This is a genomic window from Aeromonas sp. Y289-2, assembly GCF_027705925.1.
Taxonomy (GTDB): domain Bacteria; phylum Pseudomonadota; class Gammaproteobacteria; order Enterobacterales; family Aeromonadaceae; genus Aeromonas; species Aeromonas veronii.
Window position 1 is genome coordinate 68,116 of sequence record NZ_JAPDCH010000016.1, and the last position, 15,552, is coordinate 83,667.

Here is a 15,552-nt window from a genome sequence, read left to right on the forward strand (position 1 = left end):
CTCCTGCGGGAGCCCTCTTGCGTTACTGGATGTCTATCTCGGCCAGACGATACCAGCCACTCTCTTCCAGACCGGCAATACCGAGCTGCAAAGCGGGCTGCTTGTCCTGACCGATGAAGGCCAGCTCAAGATAGTAGTGACCGCGTGCCATCCGGCCCGGCAGGGTCAGGCTGTCGCGAGTGGTAGTCTTGCTGCCCGGGATCCAGCGGGTCATGTCGTTGCGGGTCACCAGCATGGCGCCGACCTGCCCTTCCTCGTTGATCAGCCGGTAGGTGAGAGGCCAGTTGCGATAGGCCGGCGCTACCCCGTCGTTGTGCCAGTCACCGTTGAGGGCAAGGGTAGCCCCCGGCTTCATGGTTCCCTTGAGGGTCAGCTGGTCCAGCACGATGCGATAGCCCATCTTGCGCAGGGCATTGTCGACGATGGGTCGATATTGGGGCGGAACCGGATCCGACTTGAGATTGATGGTGGAGGCGTGTTGGGCCAGCGCCCAGTCAAAGGTGGCCTTGACCTCCTCCATGGTGTACTGCTGCTGGCCTGGCCACTCGCTTAGCTTGCCGCACACCTCGAAACTGACCGGCGCCCGCTGCCAGCTGGAATCGAAGTTCGCCACATCGGTGCGGGCGCTCGCCAGTCGTTCCGGGTAGGCATTGCGCATGTGGCTCCAATTTTGGGAGAAGTGGTGCCAGTCGCCGAGGCAGTCTGCCCGCCAGCCGGCTCCCTTGCCCACGGCATACTCAAACATGGGCAGGTTGTTGATGAGCATCAGCTTGGGGGTTCGCGGAAAAGCGGCCATCTGCAGGTCAACATAGGGTTTGAGCTGCTCGCTGCTGTAGCGCTGTTCCAGCGTCGGGCCGGGGAAGTTGCTCATGTGCCACTCCCCCCATGAACCTATCATGCCGATGTCGACATGACTCAGCGCCGGGTTGCCATCGTAATGGGCGCCCAGCGCCTGGAACAGCCGGGTGGCACGGGCGAGGAACTGCGGGTCGCTGTAGTCGGGCACAAAGGTCTGGTGGTTGTTCACCCACTCTCCCCTAATCCCCTTGTTGATGAGCCACTCCGGGATCTTGCTGCCAGAGAAGGGCTCATCAAGGGTCATGACCCTGAGGGCGATCGACTGTTTCGGGGTGGCGTGTTGCGCCTGATCGATGGCCCTGTCGATCAGAGCAAAGTTGTATTCGCCCTCCCGTGGTTCTAGCTCGCTCCAGTAGAAGCGGAAGTAGTCGACCGTGCTGACCGGATGTTCAGCCAGAGAGAGGGGATGACCCCAGCTGTTGTGAAACTCTTCGATACCGACGCCGGGATTGTGCAAGAGGTCGTCGACCGGTTCGGGATGAATGGTGAGGGTATCGGCCAGAGCTCCCTGAGCCCATAGCAAGCCGGAATAGAGCAGGATCCTGCCCGGATGCATTTTCATGTGATCGTCCGCCTGTGGAACATGGTTGCATGCTAGGAAATTGGCGGACAAAGGCCCAGCCGATTCCGCTGTTTTCGAGAAGAACCGAATGAAGCCTTTGTTGCCTCGGTCAGAGATTGACGGAGGTTGTGCCCTCAGTCGTCATTGTCATGTCCGGCTGGGCGGGACTCGACACTCTGTTGCCCCATCACCTGATACCAGTCGAGCTTGCGGGTCAGCAGCATGATCAGCGCCAGGGTGGCGAACAGCAGCAGGGCGCCGAGCAGCAGAGCGATCTCTTCGGCCTGCAGCAGGCTGTAGAGGATGGCATAGACCAGCCCGAGCAGCGCCGCGAAGCCGATCCCCTGCTTCGGGCCACCCAGTACATGACTGAGGTAGAAACCGTTGAGCAGCACGCTGGCCAGCGCGGCCACCAGATAGGCCCAGCCAAAGCCGAGGTGTTCGGTCAGGGCCAGTAGCACCAGATAGAAGATGGCCAGCCCCATGCCCACCAGCGCGTACTGGATCGGGTGAACCCGCAGCCCCTTGAGCAGTTCGAACATGAAGAAGCTGATAAAGGTGAGGCCGATGAAGAGCAGGGCATATTTGGCCGCCCGCTCGTTGAGCTGATAGTGATCCACCGGTTGCACCAGACTGACGCTGAAGGTAGGCAACACACCCTCCCCGCCGTTCATCGCCCGATTGAAGCGGCTCTCCATATCGGTGGCGAACCAGCTGGTTTGCCAGTTGGCCTCAAACCCTTGTGGGCTCAGGGTGCGACTGCCCGGCAGAAAGTCACCGATAAAGTTGGGGTGGGGCCAGTTGCTCGCCAGCTGCAGGGTGCTCTCCTTGCCCAGCGGGACTATGTCGAGGGCGTTCATCCCCTGTAGATTGAGCTCCAGATGGAAGGTACCATCCTGCTGCGGCAGGCTGTCGATCGGGGCATGGATACCCGCGAGCGCATCACCGAGGCGGGCGCCGGGGGCAAACGGAATCCGCTGTGTGCCGAGTTGCAGTTCGGGGACGCTGTTGATACCGCGGGCATCGGAGAGCACCAGGCTCAGGTAGGGTTTGCCCGCCACCAGCTCGGCCGTTTCACCGAGCGGTGAAGTCGCGTCATTCAGCAAACTCTGCCGGGTGGGAAGGCGGCCGGATAGGGTGAGGCGGGTCTGGTAGACCTGCGCCTGATAGATGCCCAGCTTGCGCGGGGTGACCTCCATGTCGGCCCTGATATCCAGCTGCTCCGGCAGCAGGTAGCGGTAGATCTGCTCCTGACGGATGAAGCGCTTGCCCTCCTGCTCGACCGTTACCGAGCGGGTATAGGGCTGCACCAGGATGGGGCCTATTAGGCGCTGCGGTCCACTCGTACTGGCCATTATCTGTTTGATGGCCTGACTGCGGTAAGCCTGACGCTCCCGGTTCAGCTCCATGATGGATTGCACCGGCACCATCAACAGCAGGCTGAGCAACAGCAGCAGAAATATCTTGTGGGTGAATATCTGTTTGACCATGACACGTCTCCTTGTTGGATGGAGTGAGTCTGTCAGTCCGGCGTGAAGTGGTGATGGGCTTGTGTGAAGTGGCGGTGAACTGTTGAAAAACGGCGCCATCAGGCGCCGCGGGATTGTTCAGGGGCGGGAGCGCACCAACCGGGCGGCTTGCGCGAAACGATCGGTGTGGCCGTCGATGAGCCCGTGCATAAAATCGATGTAATAGATCAGTTCCGGCATCTCCTCGATGGAGCTGGAGGTCCAGTAGGGGGCTGAATTTTCCCCGTTGTCATGGATATCGGAGAAGAAGCGCGGGTCTGTCATCGGCGTCCGGCAATTTTCGTCGAGCAGGGTGAAGAGCTCCTCGATGGTGGGGAGTCGCCACCCCTCGCCAAGGCGGGCCGCTTCATCTTTGGCTTCAAGCAGCGTCAGCAGGGCCGGTGTGCCCACGCAGCCTTTCCCTTTCTGCCACTCGCTGCCCAGGCTGCACGCCTGCCATTCGAGGTGGTTTAGCCGATCATGGATGACTTCTCCCTGCCGTGTCAGGCGGTTGGAGAGATCACAGGCAGCCAGCGCCATGCTGGCCGGAAGCCAGAGCAGCAATAGAAATAATTTCATGTTTGTCTCGTTTACGAATGGCGGTCAGCCCGTCGCTGGTGGGCTGACCGTGGTTATCGGGGTTTATCTGGCGGGAAGCGAGCTCACAGCTTTTTAAGTTGTGCAGGCAGGGCGGCCAGCACCTCTTCTTTCGCCTTGAGGGAGGCGAACTGCTTGCCGGGCTTTTGCACCACGGTATGGACGAAGATCAGCTGTTTGCCCGGTTTGCTGGCCCAGCCGACGAACCAGCCGATCTGCTGATCGCGGTTGAGGCTGCCATCCAGCTTTTTCGGGTAGCCCATGCCGGTTTTGCCGTGGATCTGCCAGCCGTCGATCTCGCTCACCTTGAGGATATTGGCGGTGTACTGCAGGGTCTGCGCCGAGACCGGCAGCTTGCCGCTCAGCATCTTGCCGAGGAAGCGAGCCTGCTCCTCCGGACTGATGGCGAGGCTGGAGCTGAGCCAGGCCTGGGTCAGGCCGTCATGTTTGCCCGGATTGCCGGAGAGATCCCGGTTGCCGTAGTCGAAGCGGTCGACGTATTGCTGGAAGCGCTCCATCCCCAGCCATTCGGTGAGCTGCTGGGAGAACCAGACCACCGAGTAGGTTTCCCAGCGGCGCGGGGTGGTGGTTTCACGCCAGGCGGGCAGCCAGCCGTCATAGCTCGGTTTGTAAGGCAGTGCCGGATGCTCTTCATCCACCAGATAGCCGCTGTCGTAACCCATCAGCGCGAGCGGGATCTTGAAGGTGGACGCGGGTGGCAGCTGGCTGGAGCAGTCCCCTTCGCTGGAGAGGGTCTGGCCGTTGCCGTCAGCATAGAGAAAGCAGCCGCTGGCGGCGGAGGCAGGCAGGGCTGCGAGCAGACCGGCAGCCAGCAGGCTGGAGAGAAGCAGGCGGGACATAGCATTTCCTTGAGCAAATGGATGAGAGAAAGCGGCAGTCTAATGCCGCTTTGTGTGGGGAATGTGAAGTTGCGGGGGACTAGGCGAACGGCAGCCAGAGTTCCGCCAGCGCGCCCCCTTCCGGTCGGTTGCTCAGGGTCAGACGGCCGCCATGCTGGTGGGCTACTTCATGGGCGAAGCTGAGCCCCAGACCGCTGCTCTTCCCCTTGTCCGGTCGTGGCAGGGAGTAGAAGCGCTCGAAGATGCGCGGCAGGGCGTAGTCGGGAATGCCGGGGCCGCTGTCGGTGACCCGAAAACAGTAGCCCTCCTCCTGCTGGCTGCCGCTTAGGGTGACCTGCCCGTTGGCGGGAGAGAAGTCGATGGCGTTGTCCAGCAGGTTGCCGATGGCCTGCTCCACCAGCAGCGGATCCCACTTCTGTTTCGGCGCGCTGGCCAGCTCGGCCACCAACTCGACCTGACGGCGCTGGGCAATGATCTGGCGGGCGTCGAGGGTGCGCTTGCCCAGTTTTGCCGGTTCCACCGACTGGCGATCCAGCCCCTGCCCCGACTCCAGCCGCGCCAGTTGCAGCATTCGCTCGATCAGCTGCTGCATGCGCGCGGTTTCCTGATTGATGTTGCCGATAAACCGTTTGGCAACTTCGGGGGGCGGCGTTTCGGCCAAAATCTCCCCTGCCCCGCGAATGGCGGCCAGCGGGCTCTTCAGCTCGTGGGTCAGGCTGTGCACATAGGCTTCGATGTAGCTTTTGCCATCGAGCTGGTGGCGCATGGTCTCCAGCGAGCGGCCGAGCCGATCCAGCTCGACGGTGTGCAGCCGTGGCAGCGGTGCCGCCTCCCCCTTGCTGACCGAGTCGGCATAGTGCACCAGCTTGCCGATGGCGCGGTTGAGCCACCACACCAGCAGGCTGCCGATCAGCAGCGAGATGAGCAGCATCTGGCCGCCGGCCCGCAGCAGCTCCTGTTCCCCCCGTTCGATGGCTGGCATCAGGGTGCGATTGGGTTTGGCGACGGTGAGGGAGCCGATGATCTCGGCCCCTTCCCGCAGCGGCGCCGCCACATACATGGTCGAGCTGGCGGCATCGTCGGGATCGGTGCGGGTGCTGCGGGCGCCATATTGGCCGCGCAGGGTGCGGTAGACATCGTTCCAGCGGGAATAATCCTTGCCCAGATCCGTGCCGTCGGAGTCGTAAATCACCATACCCTTCTGGTCAGTGACATAGATGCGGTACTCCGCCTGCTGCTTGAGGTGGCCATCGATCATCGCATTGATGGGATTCTGGTTGAGGCGGGCGAAGGCGCTGGCCAACCGCCCGTTCATCATATTGCCCTCTTTCAGATCATCGAGCGCGAGCGGCGCCAGCAGCTGGGTCATGTCTACCAGAGTATCCTCGGTGGCGCTGCGCACCCCGGGTTTTATCTCCTCGACGAAGATCTCCAGCACGAACCAGGCGGCCAGCGCGAAGATCAGCAGCAGGCCGCACAGCAGTTGCAGTCCGAGTCTCATGCCAGCTCCAGGCTGTAGCCCAGCCCGCGGTGGGTGAGGATCAGGTTGGCTTCTGGATCATGTTCGCGCAGCTTGGCGCGGATGGTCTTGATGTGGGTATCGACGGTGCGATCCAGACTCTCCTCCGCATCCTGCCACACCAGATCCATCAGCTGCTGGCGGGAGTAGACCCGCCCCGGCGCCAGCATCAGGGTCTTGAGCAGCAGATATTCGTAGCGGGTGAGGGCCAGCGGCTGGCCGCGAAAGTGAATGCGGGCCCGCTCCTCATCCAGTACCAGCAGGGCGCTGGGCTGGGGGGCGACGGGCTGGCTGCGGCGCAGGATGACCCGCACCCGGGCACACACTTCCCGTGGCGAGAAGGGTTTGGCCACATAGTCGTCGGCACCGATCTCCAGCCCGATCAGCCGGTCTATCTCCTCGCTGCGGGCGGTGAGGAACATCAGGGGGATATCGGTCAGCGCCCTCACCTGCTTGCAGAGTTCGAAGCCGCTGATGTCGGGCAGCCCCACATCGAGGATCAGGAAGTCGGGTCGCGTCTGTTCCAGTCGTGTCAGCAACTGTTGGCCCAGCATGAACCACTCCACCTCGAACCCGTCGGTCTGCAGGGCGTAAATCAGGGTGTCGGCGATGCTGGCCTCATCCTCCACCAGCCAGATGACTCTCTTTTGCATGGCATCCTCGTCGCAAATTGGCACCCCATTCTGGCATCGAACCAAATCGGATCCTATTTGCTGTTTTATTTTTCCGAAAAAGGGGCTAATATTTCGATGTTATTTCGAATCGAAACTTAAAAATGACCAAACGTAATACTCAACAACGCCGTCACACCATAGTGACCCTGGTACAAGAGCAGGGTGAAGTGAGTGTCGACGCCCTCGCCAAACACTTTTCTACCTCCGAAGTGACCATCCGTAAAGATCTGGCGGTACTGGAGACCGGCGGTCTGCTGCTGCGCCGTTATGGTGGTGCCGTCCCCTTGCCGAACGAGATGGTGGTCGAGGTCAACCCTGAACAAGTTTCGAACCGAAAGTTAGCCATTGCCCGTGCGGCGGCCGAGCGGCTGCGTGATCACAACCGCGTCATCATCGACAGCGGCAGCACCACCAGCGCCATGATCCCCATGCTGGGCAACAAGCGCGGCCTCATCGTGATGACCAACTCCCTCAATGTGGCCGGTGCCCTGCGCGAGCTGGAAAATGAGCCTACCCTGTTAATGACCGGTGGCACTTGGGACCCTCACTCCGAATCCTTCCAGGGGCAGGTGGCGGAACAGGTGCTGCGCTCCTACGACTTCGACCAGCTCTTTATCGGTGCCGACGGTATCGACCCGGAACGTGGCACCACCACCTTCAACGAGCTGGTGGGCCTGTCGCGGGTCATGGCCGAGGTATCGCGGGAGGTCATTGTGATGGTCGAATCGGAAAAGATCGGCCGCAAGATCCCCAATCTCGAACTTCCCTGGTCGAGCATCCATACCTTGGTGACCGACGAGGGGCTGGCCAGCGAGGCCAGAGAACAGATTCAAGCCCAGGGGGTGACGCTTATCTGCGCCCCGGTCACTTGCTGACATCGAGCTCTGAACCATCCAACTGACTTTACGATTTGCATCTCAAGGAGAAGTGTATGTGTGGCATCGTCGGGGCTGTTGCCCAACGTGATGTGGCTGAAATTCTGGTAGAGGGCCTGCGCCGTCTGGAGTACCGCGGTTATGACTCAGCCGGTGTGGCCGTGTTCAGCGCCAACCAGCCGTTGCAGCGGGTTCGCCGTCTGGGCAAGGTGGCCGAGCTGGCCAAGGCGCTCGACGAGCAGTCCGTTCACGGCGGTACCGGCATCGCCCATACCCGCTGGGCCACTCACGGCGAGCCCTCCGAGCGCAACGCCCACCCCCACGTTTCCGAGCATATCGTGGTGGTGCACAACGGCATCATCGAGAACCACGAAGAGCTGCGGGAAGAGTTGAAGGCGCTGGGCTATGTGTTCAGCTCCGACACCGATACCGAGGTGATTGCCCATTTGGTCCATCATGAGCTGAAGAGCGCCGGCAGCCTGCTGGCCGCCATGCAGACTGCGGTGAAGCAGCTGCGCGGTGCCTACGGTACCGTGGTGATGGACAGCCGCGACGACAGCCGCGTGGTGGTGGCCCGCTCCGGTTCACCGCTGGTGATCGGCCGCGGTATCGGCGAGAACTTTATCGCCTCCGACCAGATGGCGCTGCTGCCGGTGACCCGTCGTTTCATCTTCCTGGAAGAGGGTGATGTGGCCGAAGTGACCCGTCGCGATGTGCAGATCTTCGATACCAACGGCAACGCCGTGGCGCGCGAAGAGCAGGAGTCTGAACTCTCCCACGATGCCGGTGACAAGGGTGAATACCGTCACTACATGCTCAAAGAGATCCACGAGCAGCCCAAAGCGATCACCAACACCCTGGAAGGGCGTCTGGGCAGCGATCACGTGGTGGTCGAATCGTTCGGCAACGGCGCGCGAGCCATCTTTGACAAGGTCGAGCACGTACAGATCGTCGCCTGCGGCACCTCCTATCACTCCGGCATGGTAGCCCGCTACTGGTTCGAAGAGATCGCTGGCGTCTCCTGCGATGTAGAGATCGCCTCCGAGTTCCGCTATCGCAAATCGGTAGTGCGCCCCAACAGCCTGCTGGTGACACTCTCCCAGAGTGGCGAGACCGCCGATACCCTGGCCGCCCTGCGTCTGGCCAAGGAATCCGGCTACATGAGCTCGCTGGCTATCTGCAACGTGCCTGGCTCCTCGCTGGTGCGTGAATCGGATCTGGCCTTTATGACCCGTGCCGGTGCTGAGATCGGCGTAGCCTCCACCAAGGCATTCACCACCCAGCTGGCTGGCCTGCTGATGCTGGTGGCCTCCGTCGGTCACTGCCGTGGCCACCTGAGCGCCGCCGCCGAGGCTGAACTGGTCAAGGCGCTGCAAGCCCTGCCGCTGCGTATTAAAGAGAGCCTGGCACTGGCCAAGGATATCGAAACCCTGGCCGAAGAGTTTGCCGACAAGCAGCACAGCCTGTTCCTCGGCCGTGGCAGCCAGTACCCCATCGCCATGGAAGGTGCGCTCAAGCTCAAAGAGATCTCCTACATCCACGCCGAAGCCTATGCCGCTGGCGAACTGAAGCACGGCCCGCTGGCGCTGATCGATGCCGAAATGCCCATCATAGTGGTGGCGCCGAACAACGATCTGCTGGAGAAGCTCAAGTCCAACGTGGAAGAGGTGCGCGCCCGTGGCGGTATCCTCTACGTGTTCGCCGATGCCGACACCGGCTTCAAGAGCGACGAGACCATGCGGGTCATGAACCTCAACCATGTGGAAGAGGTGATCGCCCCCATCGTCTATACCGTGCCGCTGCAGCTGCTCTCCTACCACGTTGCCCTGATCAAGGGCACAGACGTGGATCAGCCGCGCAACCTGGCCAAATCGGTGACCGTTGAGTAAGTCGCTATCTGATAAGTCACTTTCTGAAATGAAAAAGAGCCGCAATTGCGGCTCTTTTTGTTTCGACTGAGGGTTACGACAGCCGCAGGTTGGTAATGGTCACCTCGTCGAGGGAGGGCACTATGATGCCGCTGGTGATCCCCTTGGCGATGGCCTGACTGCGGTTCTTCGAGTCGGTCTTGTTGGTCACCTGGGTCAGGTGAAAGTTGACCGTCCGCTCACTGATACCGAGGATGGTGGCGATCTCCCAGGAGGTCTTGCCCTCGCTGGCCCAGAACAGGCACTCCTTCTCCCGATCCGACAGTTCGGTCAGGTATTTCATCATATCCGGTCTGCTTTTGATCAGTTGCAGCGCGGAGTTGAAGATGTAGCTGGCGCAGAACGACAGCAGCGGGACATTTTCAAACATCAGATCGGAGTTGGATTTCTCCTTGGTGATGAATGAGAGGATGCCGTGCTCCCCCTGCGGGGTGTGGAGCGGAAAGGAGACGCCATTGCGTACCCCGAAATCGGCGGCCAGGTTCATCACGTCGCGGCTGGCGCTGGGCAGCCAGGGCGAATCGCAGTCGAGCTTATTCCAGAAGATCGGCTGGGTCTGTTTCAGCCCCAGATAGACCACCGGATCCTGGGTCAGATACTGGTTTTCGCTATAGGCGTCAAACCAGGTGGTCGGACAGTTGTTGAACAGTGCCACGTGGGATTTTTGCATGCTGATGGGGAAAATAATCAGCAGCCGAAAGTAATCGAAGCCCATTTGATGACTGAAGCGCTCCAGCAGTTGCTGGATATCGCTGGTTTTTGTTGCCTTGGTGAACTTGTCGATATGTTCCCAGATCGCATCGTTGAGCATTACTTTCTCCTTTTTCGATCTCTATCACACTGATCGAAAAGATTTTTTCTCGTTATTTATATTTGTGCGGTGGCTATTGGCGCCACTTATTCCGTGCGTGCTTAAAAATTATCCTGTTTTTGTGCATAAAGGCCAAGAAAATCCTCTCGTTGCCAGTCCGCCCTGCATTTGAGATAATGATAATAGTTATCATTAGTAAGATGTATTTCAATGAACAAATTATGGGGTGTGGCCCTGCTGCCACTGTCAGTCCACTTTGCTGCCATCGGGGATGAGCTGGTTGCTCCCGCCCTCAAGAACAGCATCGCTGCCGGGAAAGCCTCTCAGCAGCGGGTGGAAAAAGCCGCCGATGCCGCCGTTGCCGCACGACTGGAGCTGCAAAATGCCCAGCTGCAACTGCGCGACCTCGAAGCCTACAACCGCTACATGCAATCTCTGGTGGCCGATCAGCAAAATGAGCTGGGTAAATTGAGCAAGCAGCTGGAAGCGGTGCAAGAGACCCGTCAGGGCTTGATCCCGCTGATGCTGCAGATGCAGGCAGATCTGGAACAGCTGGTGCAAAACGACATCCCGCTGCGCAAGGAAGATCGGCTGGCGCGGGTTGAACAGTTGAAAGCGACCCTGGCTCGCGCAGACGTTAGCGAGGCAGAGAAATTCCGTCAGCTGCTGCAGGCCTATCAGATTGAAGCCGAGTACGGCAGCCGGATGGACAGCTATTCCGCCGAGCTGGAGCTGGATGGTGCTCCGCGTCGGGTCGATGTGCTGGCGCTGGGTCGGGTCTCCCTGCTGGCGATGACGGCCGATCGCAGTCAGGCATGGCGCTGGTCTGCCGAGTCTAAGCAGTGGCAAGCCCTCGATAGCCAGTGGCTCTCCCCCATCGCCGAGGCGATGGATGTGGCCGCCGACAAGAAAGTTCCCCAGTTGCTCAATGTCCCCCTCTCTGTCAGCCGCAGTCAGGAGGCCCAATCATGAGAGTCACCATGAAGTGGTTCCCCCTCCTTATTGCCCTCTCCTGCGGTACCAACGCCGCTGTCGCCGATGAGTGGCAGCAGCAGGAACAGGCTCGTGAACAGCAGGCTCAGCAAGATCTGGCGACCGTTGCCAAGGAGCTCGGCACTGCCCGCGCCAGACTGGCCGAGGCCCAGCGCCTGAGCAAGGAGCTGGCTGGCAAGTTCGCTAGCAACGAGAAGCAGCTGGTCGAGCTTAACGCCCAGTGGGAGCAAGCCTCCGGCGATATGAACGAGATCTTCGCGGTCACCCGTCAGGGCGCCAGCGATGCGGTCAAGCTGCTGAGCGAATCCGCCGTCGAGGGCCAGTACCCGGAGCGTCTTGCCCCGCTGAAAGCCATGGCACAGGATAAACAGGTGCCGGATCGCGCAGCTCTCGCCCTGCTGCCCGCCACGCTGCTGCAGGAGATCCGTGAATCTGGCCGGATTGCCCGGTTCAACGGCAAGGTACTCGATGCCCAGGGGGCTGCCAGCGAGCAGTCGCTGACCCGGGTTGGCAGCTTTGCCCTGCTGGGGAGCGAAGGCTTCCTGCAACCGACCGCCGAAGGCTTGAGCCCGGTACTGGGTCTGCCCGGTAGCGTACTCTCTGCCGTTGCGGCTTATCAGGGTCAGGAAGGGGAAGCGCTGCCGCTGGATCCTTCGCATGGCACTCTGCTGGCGATGCTGGCACAGGCACCCACCTTCTGGCAGCAGGTACAGCAAGGTGGTCAGGTTGGCGCCATTATCGTGCTGCTGGCTGCCATCGGCTTGGGGATCGCAGCGGTACGGCTGTGGAGCCTCTCCCGCGAACTGACTCTGGTGCGCCGCCAGCTCAAGAGCGGTGAGTACCATGCCGACAACGCCCTTGGCCGGGTGCTGACGGTGGCGGACAAACACCCCGAGCTGAGCATGGAGACCCTCGAGCTGCGTCTTGATGAGGCGATCCTGCAGGAGACTCCTCGCATGGAGCGCGGCATCGGCATGGTCAAGGTGATCGCGGCCATCGCCCCCATGCTGGGTCTGCTCGGTACCGTGACCGGGATGATCGGCACCTTCCAGGCCATCACCCAGTTTGGCACCGGCGATCCCAAGATCATGGCGGGCGGCATCTCCATGGCGCTGGTCACCACGGTACAGGGTCTGGTTGCGGCCATTCCGCTGATCCTGGCCCACAGCCTGCTGCAATCGCGCTTCACCGAGCTCTCCAATGTGCTGGAGCAGCAGGTAGCCGGCATTCTGGCCGAGCGCGCCGAGAGCAATAACGGCGGGATGGAGCGAGCAGCATGATGCTCGACATCTGGCAACAGCTGCAGAGTTTCATGGGCCGTGGCGGCCCGGTGCTCTGGGTCATTCTGGCCCTGCTGGTGCTGATGTGGATTTTGATGATCGAGCGGCTGCTCTACCTCAATCTGGGTTTCGGCCCGTTGCAGCAACAGCTGCTCGGTCGCTGGCAGGCCCGCAGCGAGCGCCACAGCTGGCACGCCCGGGCGATCCGCAGTCGCTGGCTGGCGCAGGCGGAGCTGGAACTGAACCGTCATCTGATCTTCATCCGCACCCTGGTGGTGCTCTGCCCCATGCTGGGGTTGCTGGGCACTGTGACCGGCATGATCGGCGTATTCGATGCGTTGGCCGCGGCCAACCGCTTTAACCCGGAGAGCATGGCGGGCGGGATCTCCCGCGCCACTATCCCCACCATGGCGGGCATGGTGGTGGCGCTCTCCGGCGTGTTGTTACTCAGTCGGCTCGAGAGTCAGGCCAAGCGTGCGCTGGCCAAGACCCGGGACGGCCTGCGAGAAGAGAAGGTAATGCAATGAGACGGCAATCCAAACGCCAGCGTGACGAAGTGCAGATCGACATGACCCCCATGCTGGATATCGTGTTCATCATGCTGATCTTCTTTATTGTCACCACCTCCTTCGTGCGCGAAGCCGGGCTTGAGGTACACAGACCCCAGGCCAGTCAGGCCAAGGCGCAGAAATCTTCCAGCATCATGCTGGCGATCGGGGCTCAGGGTCAGATCTTCCTCGACCGCAAGCAGATCGATGTGGAGCGGGTGCAGGCCACCATCGCCCGTCTGCTGGCGGAGCAACCCGATGCCAGTCTGGTGATCCAGGCCGACGAGCGAGTGCCCCATGGCAAGGTGGTGCGGGTGATGGATGAGGCCAAGGCGGCGGGTATCGCCAATATCGCCGTGGCGGTGGCGCCGAAATGAAATACAAGCTGATGAGCCTGGGGCTGGGGATCGCCCTCAGTCTGGGCATCCTGCTGTTTATGGCCACGCTGGTTGAACCGCCCAGAGGCGAGAAGGTGGCGAGCGAGCAGAAGCCCATCGTCATCAATATGCAGAACGAGGTGACCGAGGTGCAGGTGCGCGAGCGTCCGGTGCCGCAGGAGCCCGAGCCTCTGCCAGAGCCTCCCGCTGCATTGGCCTCGACACCGCTGCCGATGCCCGCAGCGGCCCCCTTGGCGGCCGTTGAGCCGAGTCTGGATCTGGTTTCCAGCCTCAGCGCGGTGCAGGTCTATGCCCCCGGAGTGGCGACCAGTACCGCACCGGTATTGAGTGGCAACTACCACGGCCAGCAGCAGGGAGCGGGTATCGGCGCAGGTGACATGCTGATGCCGCTGCAACGGATCGAGCCGGTCTACCCCTATCGTGCCCAGCAGTCAGGGATCGAAGGATTCGTCACCCTGCGCTTTAGCGTGAATGCCGAAGGTGGCGTGCAAGATGTGGAAGTGGTCGAGGCCAAGCCCAAGCGTCAGTTCGAGCGGGCGGCCATTCAGGCGATCAACAAGTGGCGCTATCAGCCGAGACCGGGCGCTACCGACAAGCTGGTGCAAGTCATCACGCTCAAATTCAAACTGGAGTCATAACTATGTTGCGGATCTGGATCTGTCTGCTTGCCCTGGTCGGCCAAGCCTGTCTGGCGATGGAGGTCAGCCCTCACTTCTCCCGTCAGCTTGAACCCGTGATGAAGCTCTATCAGTCCGGTCAGTGGCAACAAGCCCAGAGCAAGGCATCCGGCCTCAAGCCAAATAGCGATGCCGAGCGTGCCTGGCTGGCGCAGTTGCAAGCCTCGCTGGCGGCCAACCTGCAACAGACCGCCCAGGCGAGCCGCTACGTCGAACAGGCCCTTGCCTATAAAGAGTGGCCCGAGCAGCAACAGCTCCAGCTATTGCGGCTGCGCGGCGATATTCAGGCCCAGCAATCCAACTGGTCTGGCGCCATCGCCAGCTACAAGGCTGCACTGGCACTCAAACAAGACGATGGGCTGCGCCTGCGTCTGGCCGGCCTCTATTACCACAACAAACAGTACGGTGACGCTGCCAGCCAGAGCGAACAGTTGTTGAAGAAGGGTTGGCAGAAGCAGGCCGCCATCATTCGTCTCTCCGCCCTCACCGCTCAGCAACGTTATGGCGTGGCGGCCGATCAGGCGGCCGAGTTGATCAGCCACGAACCCAAAGAGAGCAAATGGTGGCAGCAAGCGGTGTCGCTCAACCTCTCCGCCAAACGCGGCGATCAGGCGTTGGCTCTGCTTCAAACAGCTATCGACAGAAAACTGATGGATGATGCGTCAGCCCGCAATCAGCTGATCCGTCTCTATGCCTGGCAAGGGCTGCCTTATCGTGGTGCCCGTCTGCTGGAAGCGGCCATGGCCAAGGGACAGATGAAGCAAAGTGCTGAAAACCGCCAACTGCTTGCCCAATTGTGGGAAGGTGCCCGGGAGTGGTCACAAGCGGTCGATAGCTGGCAGCTGCTCGCCAACCAGCACGGTCAGCCCAAAGCCGCCATGCGCGCAGCCGAACTGCTGCTGCAACAGGGCAAGACTGATGCTGCCATGACCCAGCTCGCTGCCATCAAGTCGGTAAAAGGCGAGCAAGGCAATCGTGCCAAAGCGCTGCTGGTGCAGGCACACCTTAATAAGGAGCAGTATGCCCAGGCGCTGGAACTGGCCCGTGAGCTGCAGCAACAGGATAACTGGCAGCAGAAGGCAACCAGCTGGGTCAACTATATCCGGGCACAAAGCGAAGAGTTGAGCAAAAAAGCGGCATAAAAGAGGTGCCAAGGGGCTGTTTTGGGGCGTTCAGTTCGCTTTTTCAGCAAACGAATGCATTTTTGCAAAAAGCTCTTGTCATCCCGGCGCGGCTCCCTATAATGCGCCCCTACCAGCACGGCGGAACACGCCAACCTGATGAGCCAGCTTCCTAGTGAAGTGGGCGCCGAAAGAAAAGCGAAAACAATTGCTTGACTTTCGAAGTGAGAAGCGTAATATGCGCCTCCTCAACGCGACAAGCGTGACGCTCTTTAACAATTTGAATCAAGCAATCTGTGTGGGCACTCACAGCATCGAACATCAAAAACAATTTTTGATTTTC

The 15,552-nt window shown here is 60.7% G+C and carries 15 protein-coding genes; 8 read left to right on the top strand and 7 right to left on the bottom strand.

The window, feature by feature from the left end; genetic code table 11:
- Window positions 1-22: 22 nt before the first annotated feature.
- From OKC43_RS18940 to blrA, 6 genes are all read right to left on the bottom strand, one after another.
- Window positions 23-1,420 carry a DUF4832 domain-containing protein gene (locus OKC43_RS18940; RefSeq protein WP_236272326.1) on the bottom strand — a complete coding sequence of 466 codons (1,398 nt, stop codon included), beginning with the start codon at window positions 1,418-1,420 and terminating at the stop codon, window positions 23-25.
- 134 nt (window positions 1,421-1,554) lie between these two features.
- Window positions 1,555-2,910 (bottom strand): cell envelope integrity protein CreD, encoded by a 1,356-nt coding sequence (creD, locus tag OKC43_RS18945; protein WP_236272325.1) that lies wholly within the window; start codon window positions 2,908-2,910, stop codon window positions 1,555-1,557.
- Window positions 2,911-3,027: 117 nt separating this feature from the next.
- Window positions 3,028-3,507, bottom strand: coding sequence for an Lcl C-terminal domain-containing protein (locus OKC43_RS18950; protein WP_236272324.1), 480 nt, complete (start codon window positions 3,505-3,507; stop codon window positions 3,028-3,030).
- A gap of 83 nt (window positions 3,508-3,590) precedes the next feature.
- The gene (blaOXA, locus tag OKC43_RS18955) at window positions 3,591-4,385 is read right to left on the bottom strand and encodes an OXA-12 family class D beta-lactamase (RefSeq protein ID WP_236272323.1); all 795 of its coding nucleotides are present in this window, start codon (window positions 4,383-4,385) and stop codon (window positions 3,591-3,593) included.
- A 79-nt stretch (window positions 4,386-4,464) separates the two neighbouring features.
- Window positions 4,465-5,886 (bottom strand): beta-lactam sensor histidine kinase BlrB, encoded by a 1,422-nt coding sequence (gene blrB / locus OKC43_RS18960; RefSeq protein WP_113740533.1) that lies wholly within the window; start codon window positions 5,884-5,886, stop codon window positions 4,465-4,467.
- Window positions 5,883-6,557 (bottom strand): beta-lactam response regulator transcription factor BlrA, encoded by a 675-nt coding sequence (blrA, locus tag OKC43_RS18965; protein ID WP_013724228.1) that lies wholly within the window; start codon window positions 6,555-6,557, stop codon window positions 5,883-5,885. The genes blrB and blrA overlap by 4 nt, the downstream gene beginning before the upstream one ends.
- 122 nt (window positions 6,558-6,679) lie before the next feature.
- On the opposite strand from blrA, the gene OKC43_RS18970 reads away from it, so the two are divergent.
- Window positions 6,680-7,453: a DeoR/GlpR family DNA-binding transcription regulator gene (locus tag OKC43_RS18970; RefSeq protein WP_064335026.1), complete on the top strand. Its 774-nt coding sequence runs from the start codon at window positions 6,680-6,682 to the stop codon at window positions 7,451-7,453.
- A 56-nt stretch (window positions 7,454-7,509) separates the two neighbouring features.
- Window positions 7,510-9,342: a glutamine--fructose-6-phosphate transaminase (isomerizing) gene (glmS, locus tag OKC43_RS18975; protein ID WP_157161681.1), complete on the top strand. Its 1,833-nt coding sequence runs from the start codon at window positions 7,510-7,512 to the stop codon at window positions 9,340-9,342.
- A 73-nt stretch (window positions 9,343-9,415) separates the two neighbouring features.
- On the opposite strand, the gene OKC43_RS18980 is transcribed toward glmS, so the two are convergent.
- Window positions 9,416-10,192 carry a helix-turn-helix transcriptional regulator gene (locus OKC43_RS18980; RefSeq protein ID WP_005357256.1) on the bottom strand — a complete coding sequence of 259 codons (777 nt, stop codon included), beginning with the start codon at window positions 10,190-10,192 and terminating at the stop codon, window positions 9,416-9,418.
- Between the two features lie 210 nt (window positions 10,193-10,402).
- Here OKC43_RS18980 and OKC43_RS18985 point away from each other — a divergent pair, with 210 nt between their 5' ends.
- Genes OKC43_RS18985 through OKC43_RS19010 form a run of 6 tightly spaced genes read left to right on the top strand, consistent with a single transcriptional unit; the run spans window position 10,403 to window position 15,230 of the window.
- Window positions 10,403-11,164, top strand: coding sequence for a DUF3450 domain-containing protein (locus tag OKC43_RS18985; RefSeq protein ID WP_236272322.1), 762 nt, complete (start codon window positions 10,403-10,405; stop codon window positions 11,162-11,164).
- Window positions 11,161-12,465, top strand: coding sequence for a MotA/TolQ/ExbB proton channel family protein (locus OKC43_RS18990; protein WP_236272321.1), 1,305 nt, complete (start codon window positions 11,161-11,163; stop codon window positions 12,463-12,465). Before OKC43_RS18985 ends, OKC43_RS18990 begins: the two co-directional genes overlap by 4 nt.
- Window positions 12,462-12,992, top strand: a complete 531-nt coding sequence (locus OKC43_RS18995; protein WP_005339367.1) for a MotA/TolQ/ExbB proton channel family protein — start codon at window positions 12,462-12,464, stop codon at window positions 12,990-12,992. The genes OKC43_RS18990 and OKC43_RS18995 overlap by 4 nt, the downstream gene beginning before the upstream one ends.
- A complete protein-coding gene (locus OKC43_RS19000; protein WP_005339369.1) occupies window positions 12,989-13,390 on the top strand; it encodes an ExbD/TolR family protein in 402 nt (133 codons plus the stop codon). Before OKC43_RS18995 ends, OKC43_RS19000 begins: the two co-directional genes overlap by 4 nt.
- Window positions 13,387-14,049, top strand: coding sequence for an energy transducer TonB (locus OKC43_RS19005; RefSeq protein ID WP_005339371.1), 663 nt, complete (start codon window positions 13,387-13,389; stop codon window positions 14,047-14,049). The genes OKC43_RS19000 and OKC43_RS19005 overlap by 4 nt, the downstream gene beginning before the upstream one ends.
- Window positions 14,050-14,051: 2 nt before the next feature.
- Window positions 14,052-15,230: a hypothetical protein gene (locus OKC43_RS19010; RefSeq protein WP_120415946.1), complete on the top strand. Its 1,179-nt coding sequence runs from the start codon at window positions 14,052-14,054 to the stop codon at window positions 15,228-15,230.
- Window positions 15,231-15,552 lie beyond the last annotated feature (322 nt).

Coding starts and splice junctions, on each gene's coding strand:
- OKC43_RS18940 (WP_236272326.1), bottom strand. CDS start 1,420: ATGAAAATGCATCCGGGCAGGATCCTGCTCTATTCCGGCTTGCTATGG.
- creD (WP_236272325.1), bottom strand. CDS start 2,910: ATGGTCAAACAGATATTCACCCACAAGATATTTCTGCTGCTGTTGCTC.
- OKC43_RS18950 (WP_236272324.1), bottom strand. CDS start 3,507: ATGAAATTATTTCTATTGCTGCTCTGGCTTCCGGCCAGCATGGCGCTG.
- blaOXA (WP_236272323.1), bottom strand. CDS start 4,385: ATGTCCCGCCTGCTTCTCTCCAGCCTGCTGGCTGCCGGTCTGCTCGCA.
- blrB (WP_113740533.1), bottom strand. CDS start 5,886: ATGAGACTCGGACTGCAACTGCTGTGCGGCCTGCTGCTGATCTTCGCG.
- blrA (WP_013724228.1), bottom strand. CDS start 6,557: ATGCAAAAGAGAGTCATCTGGCTGGTGGAGGATGAGGCCAGCATCGCC.
- OKC43_RS18970 (WP_064335026.1), top strand. CDS start 6,680: ATGACCAAACGTAATACTCAACAACGCCGTCACACCATAGTGACCCTG.
- glmS (WP_157161681.1), top strand. CDS start 7,510: ATGTGTGGCATCGTCGGGGCTGTTGCCCAACGTGATGTGGCTGAAATT.
- OKC43_RS18980 (WP_005357256.1), bottom strand. CDS start 10,192: ATGCTCAACGATGCGATCTGGGAACATATCGACAAGTTCACCAAGGCA.
- OKC43_RS18985 (WP_236272322.1), top strand. CDS start 10,403: ATGAACAAATTATGGGGTGTGGCCCTGCTGCCACTGTCAGTCCACTTT.
- OKC43_RS18990 (WP_236272321.1), top strand. CDS start 11,161: ATGAGAGTCACCATGAAGTGGTTCCCCCTCCTTATTGCCCTCTCCTGC.
- OKC43_RS18995 (WP_005339367.1), top strand. CDS start 12,462: ATGATGCTCGACATCTGGCAACAGCTGCAGAGTTTCATGGGCCGTGGC.
- OKC43_RS19000 (WP_005339369.1), top strand. CDS start 12,989: ATGAGACGGCAATCCAAACGCCAGCGTGACGAAGTGCAGATCGACATG.
- OKC43_RS19005 (WP_005339371.1), top strand. CDS start 13,387: ATGAAATACAAGCTGATGAGCCTGGGGCTGGGGATCGCCCTCAGTCTG.
- OKC43_RS19010 (WP_120415946.1), top strand. CDS start 14,052: ATGTTGCGGATCTGGATCTGTCTGCTTGCCCTGGTCGGCCAAGCCTGT.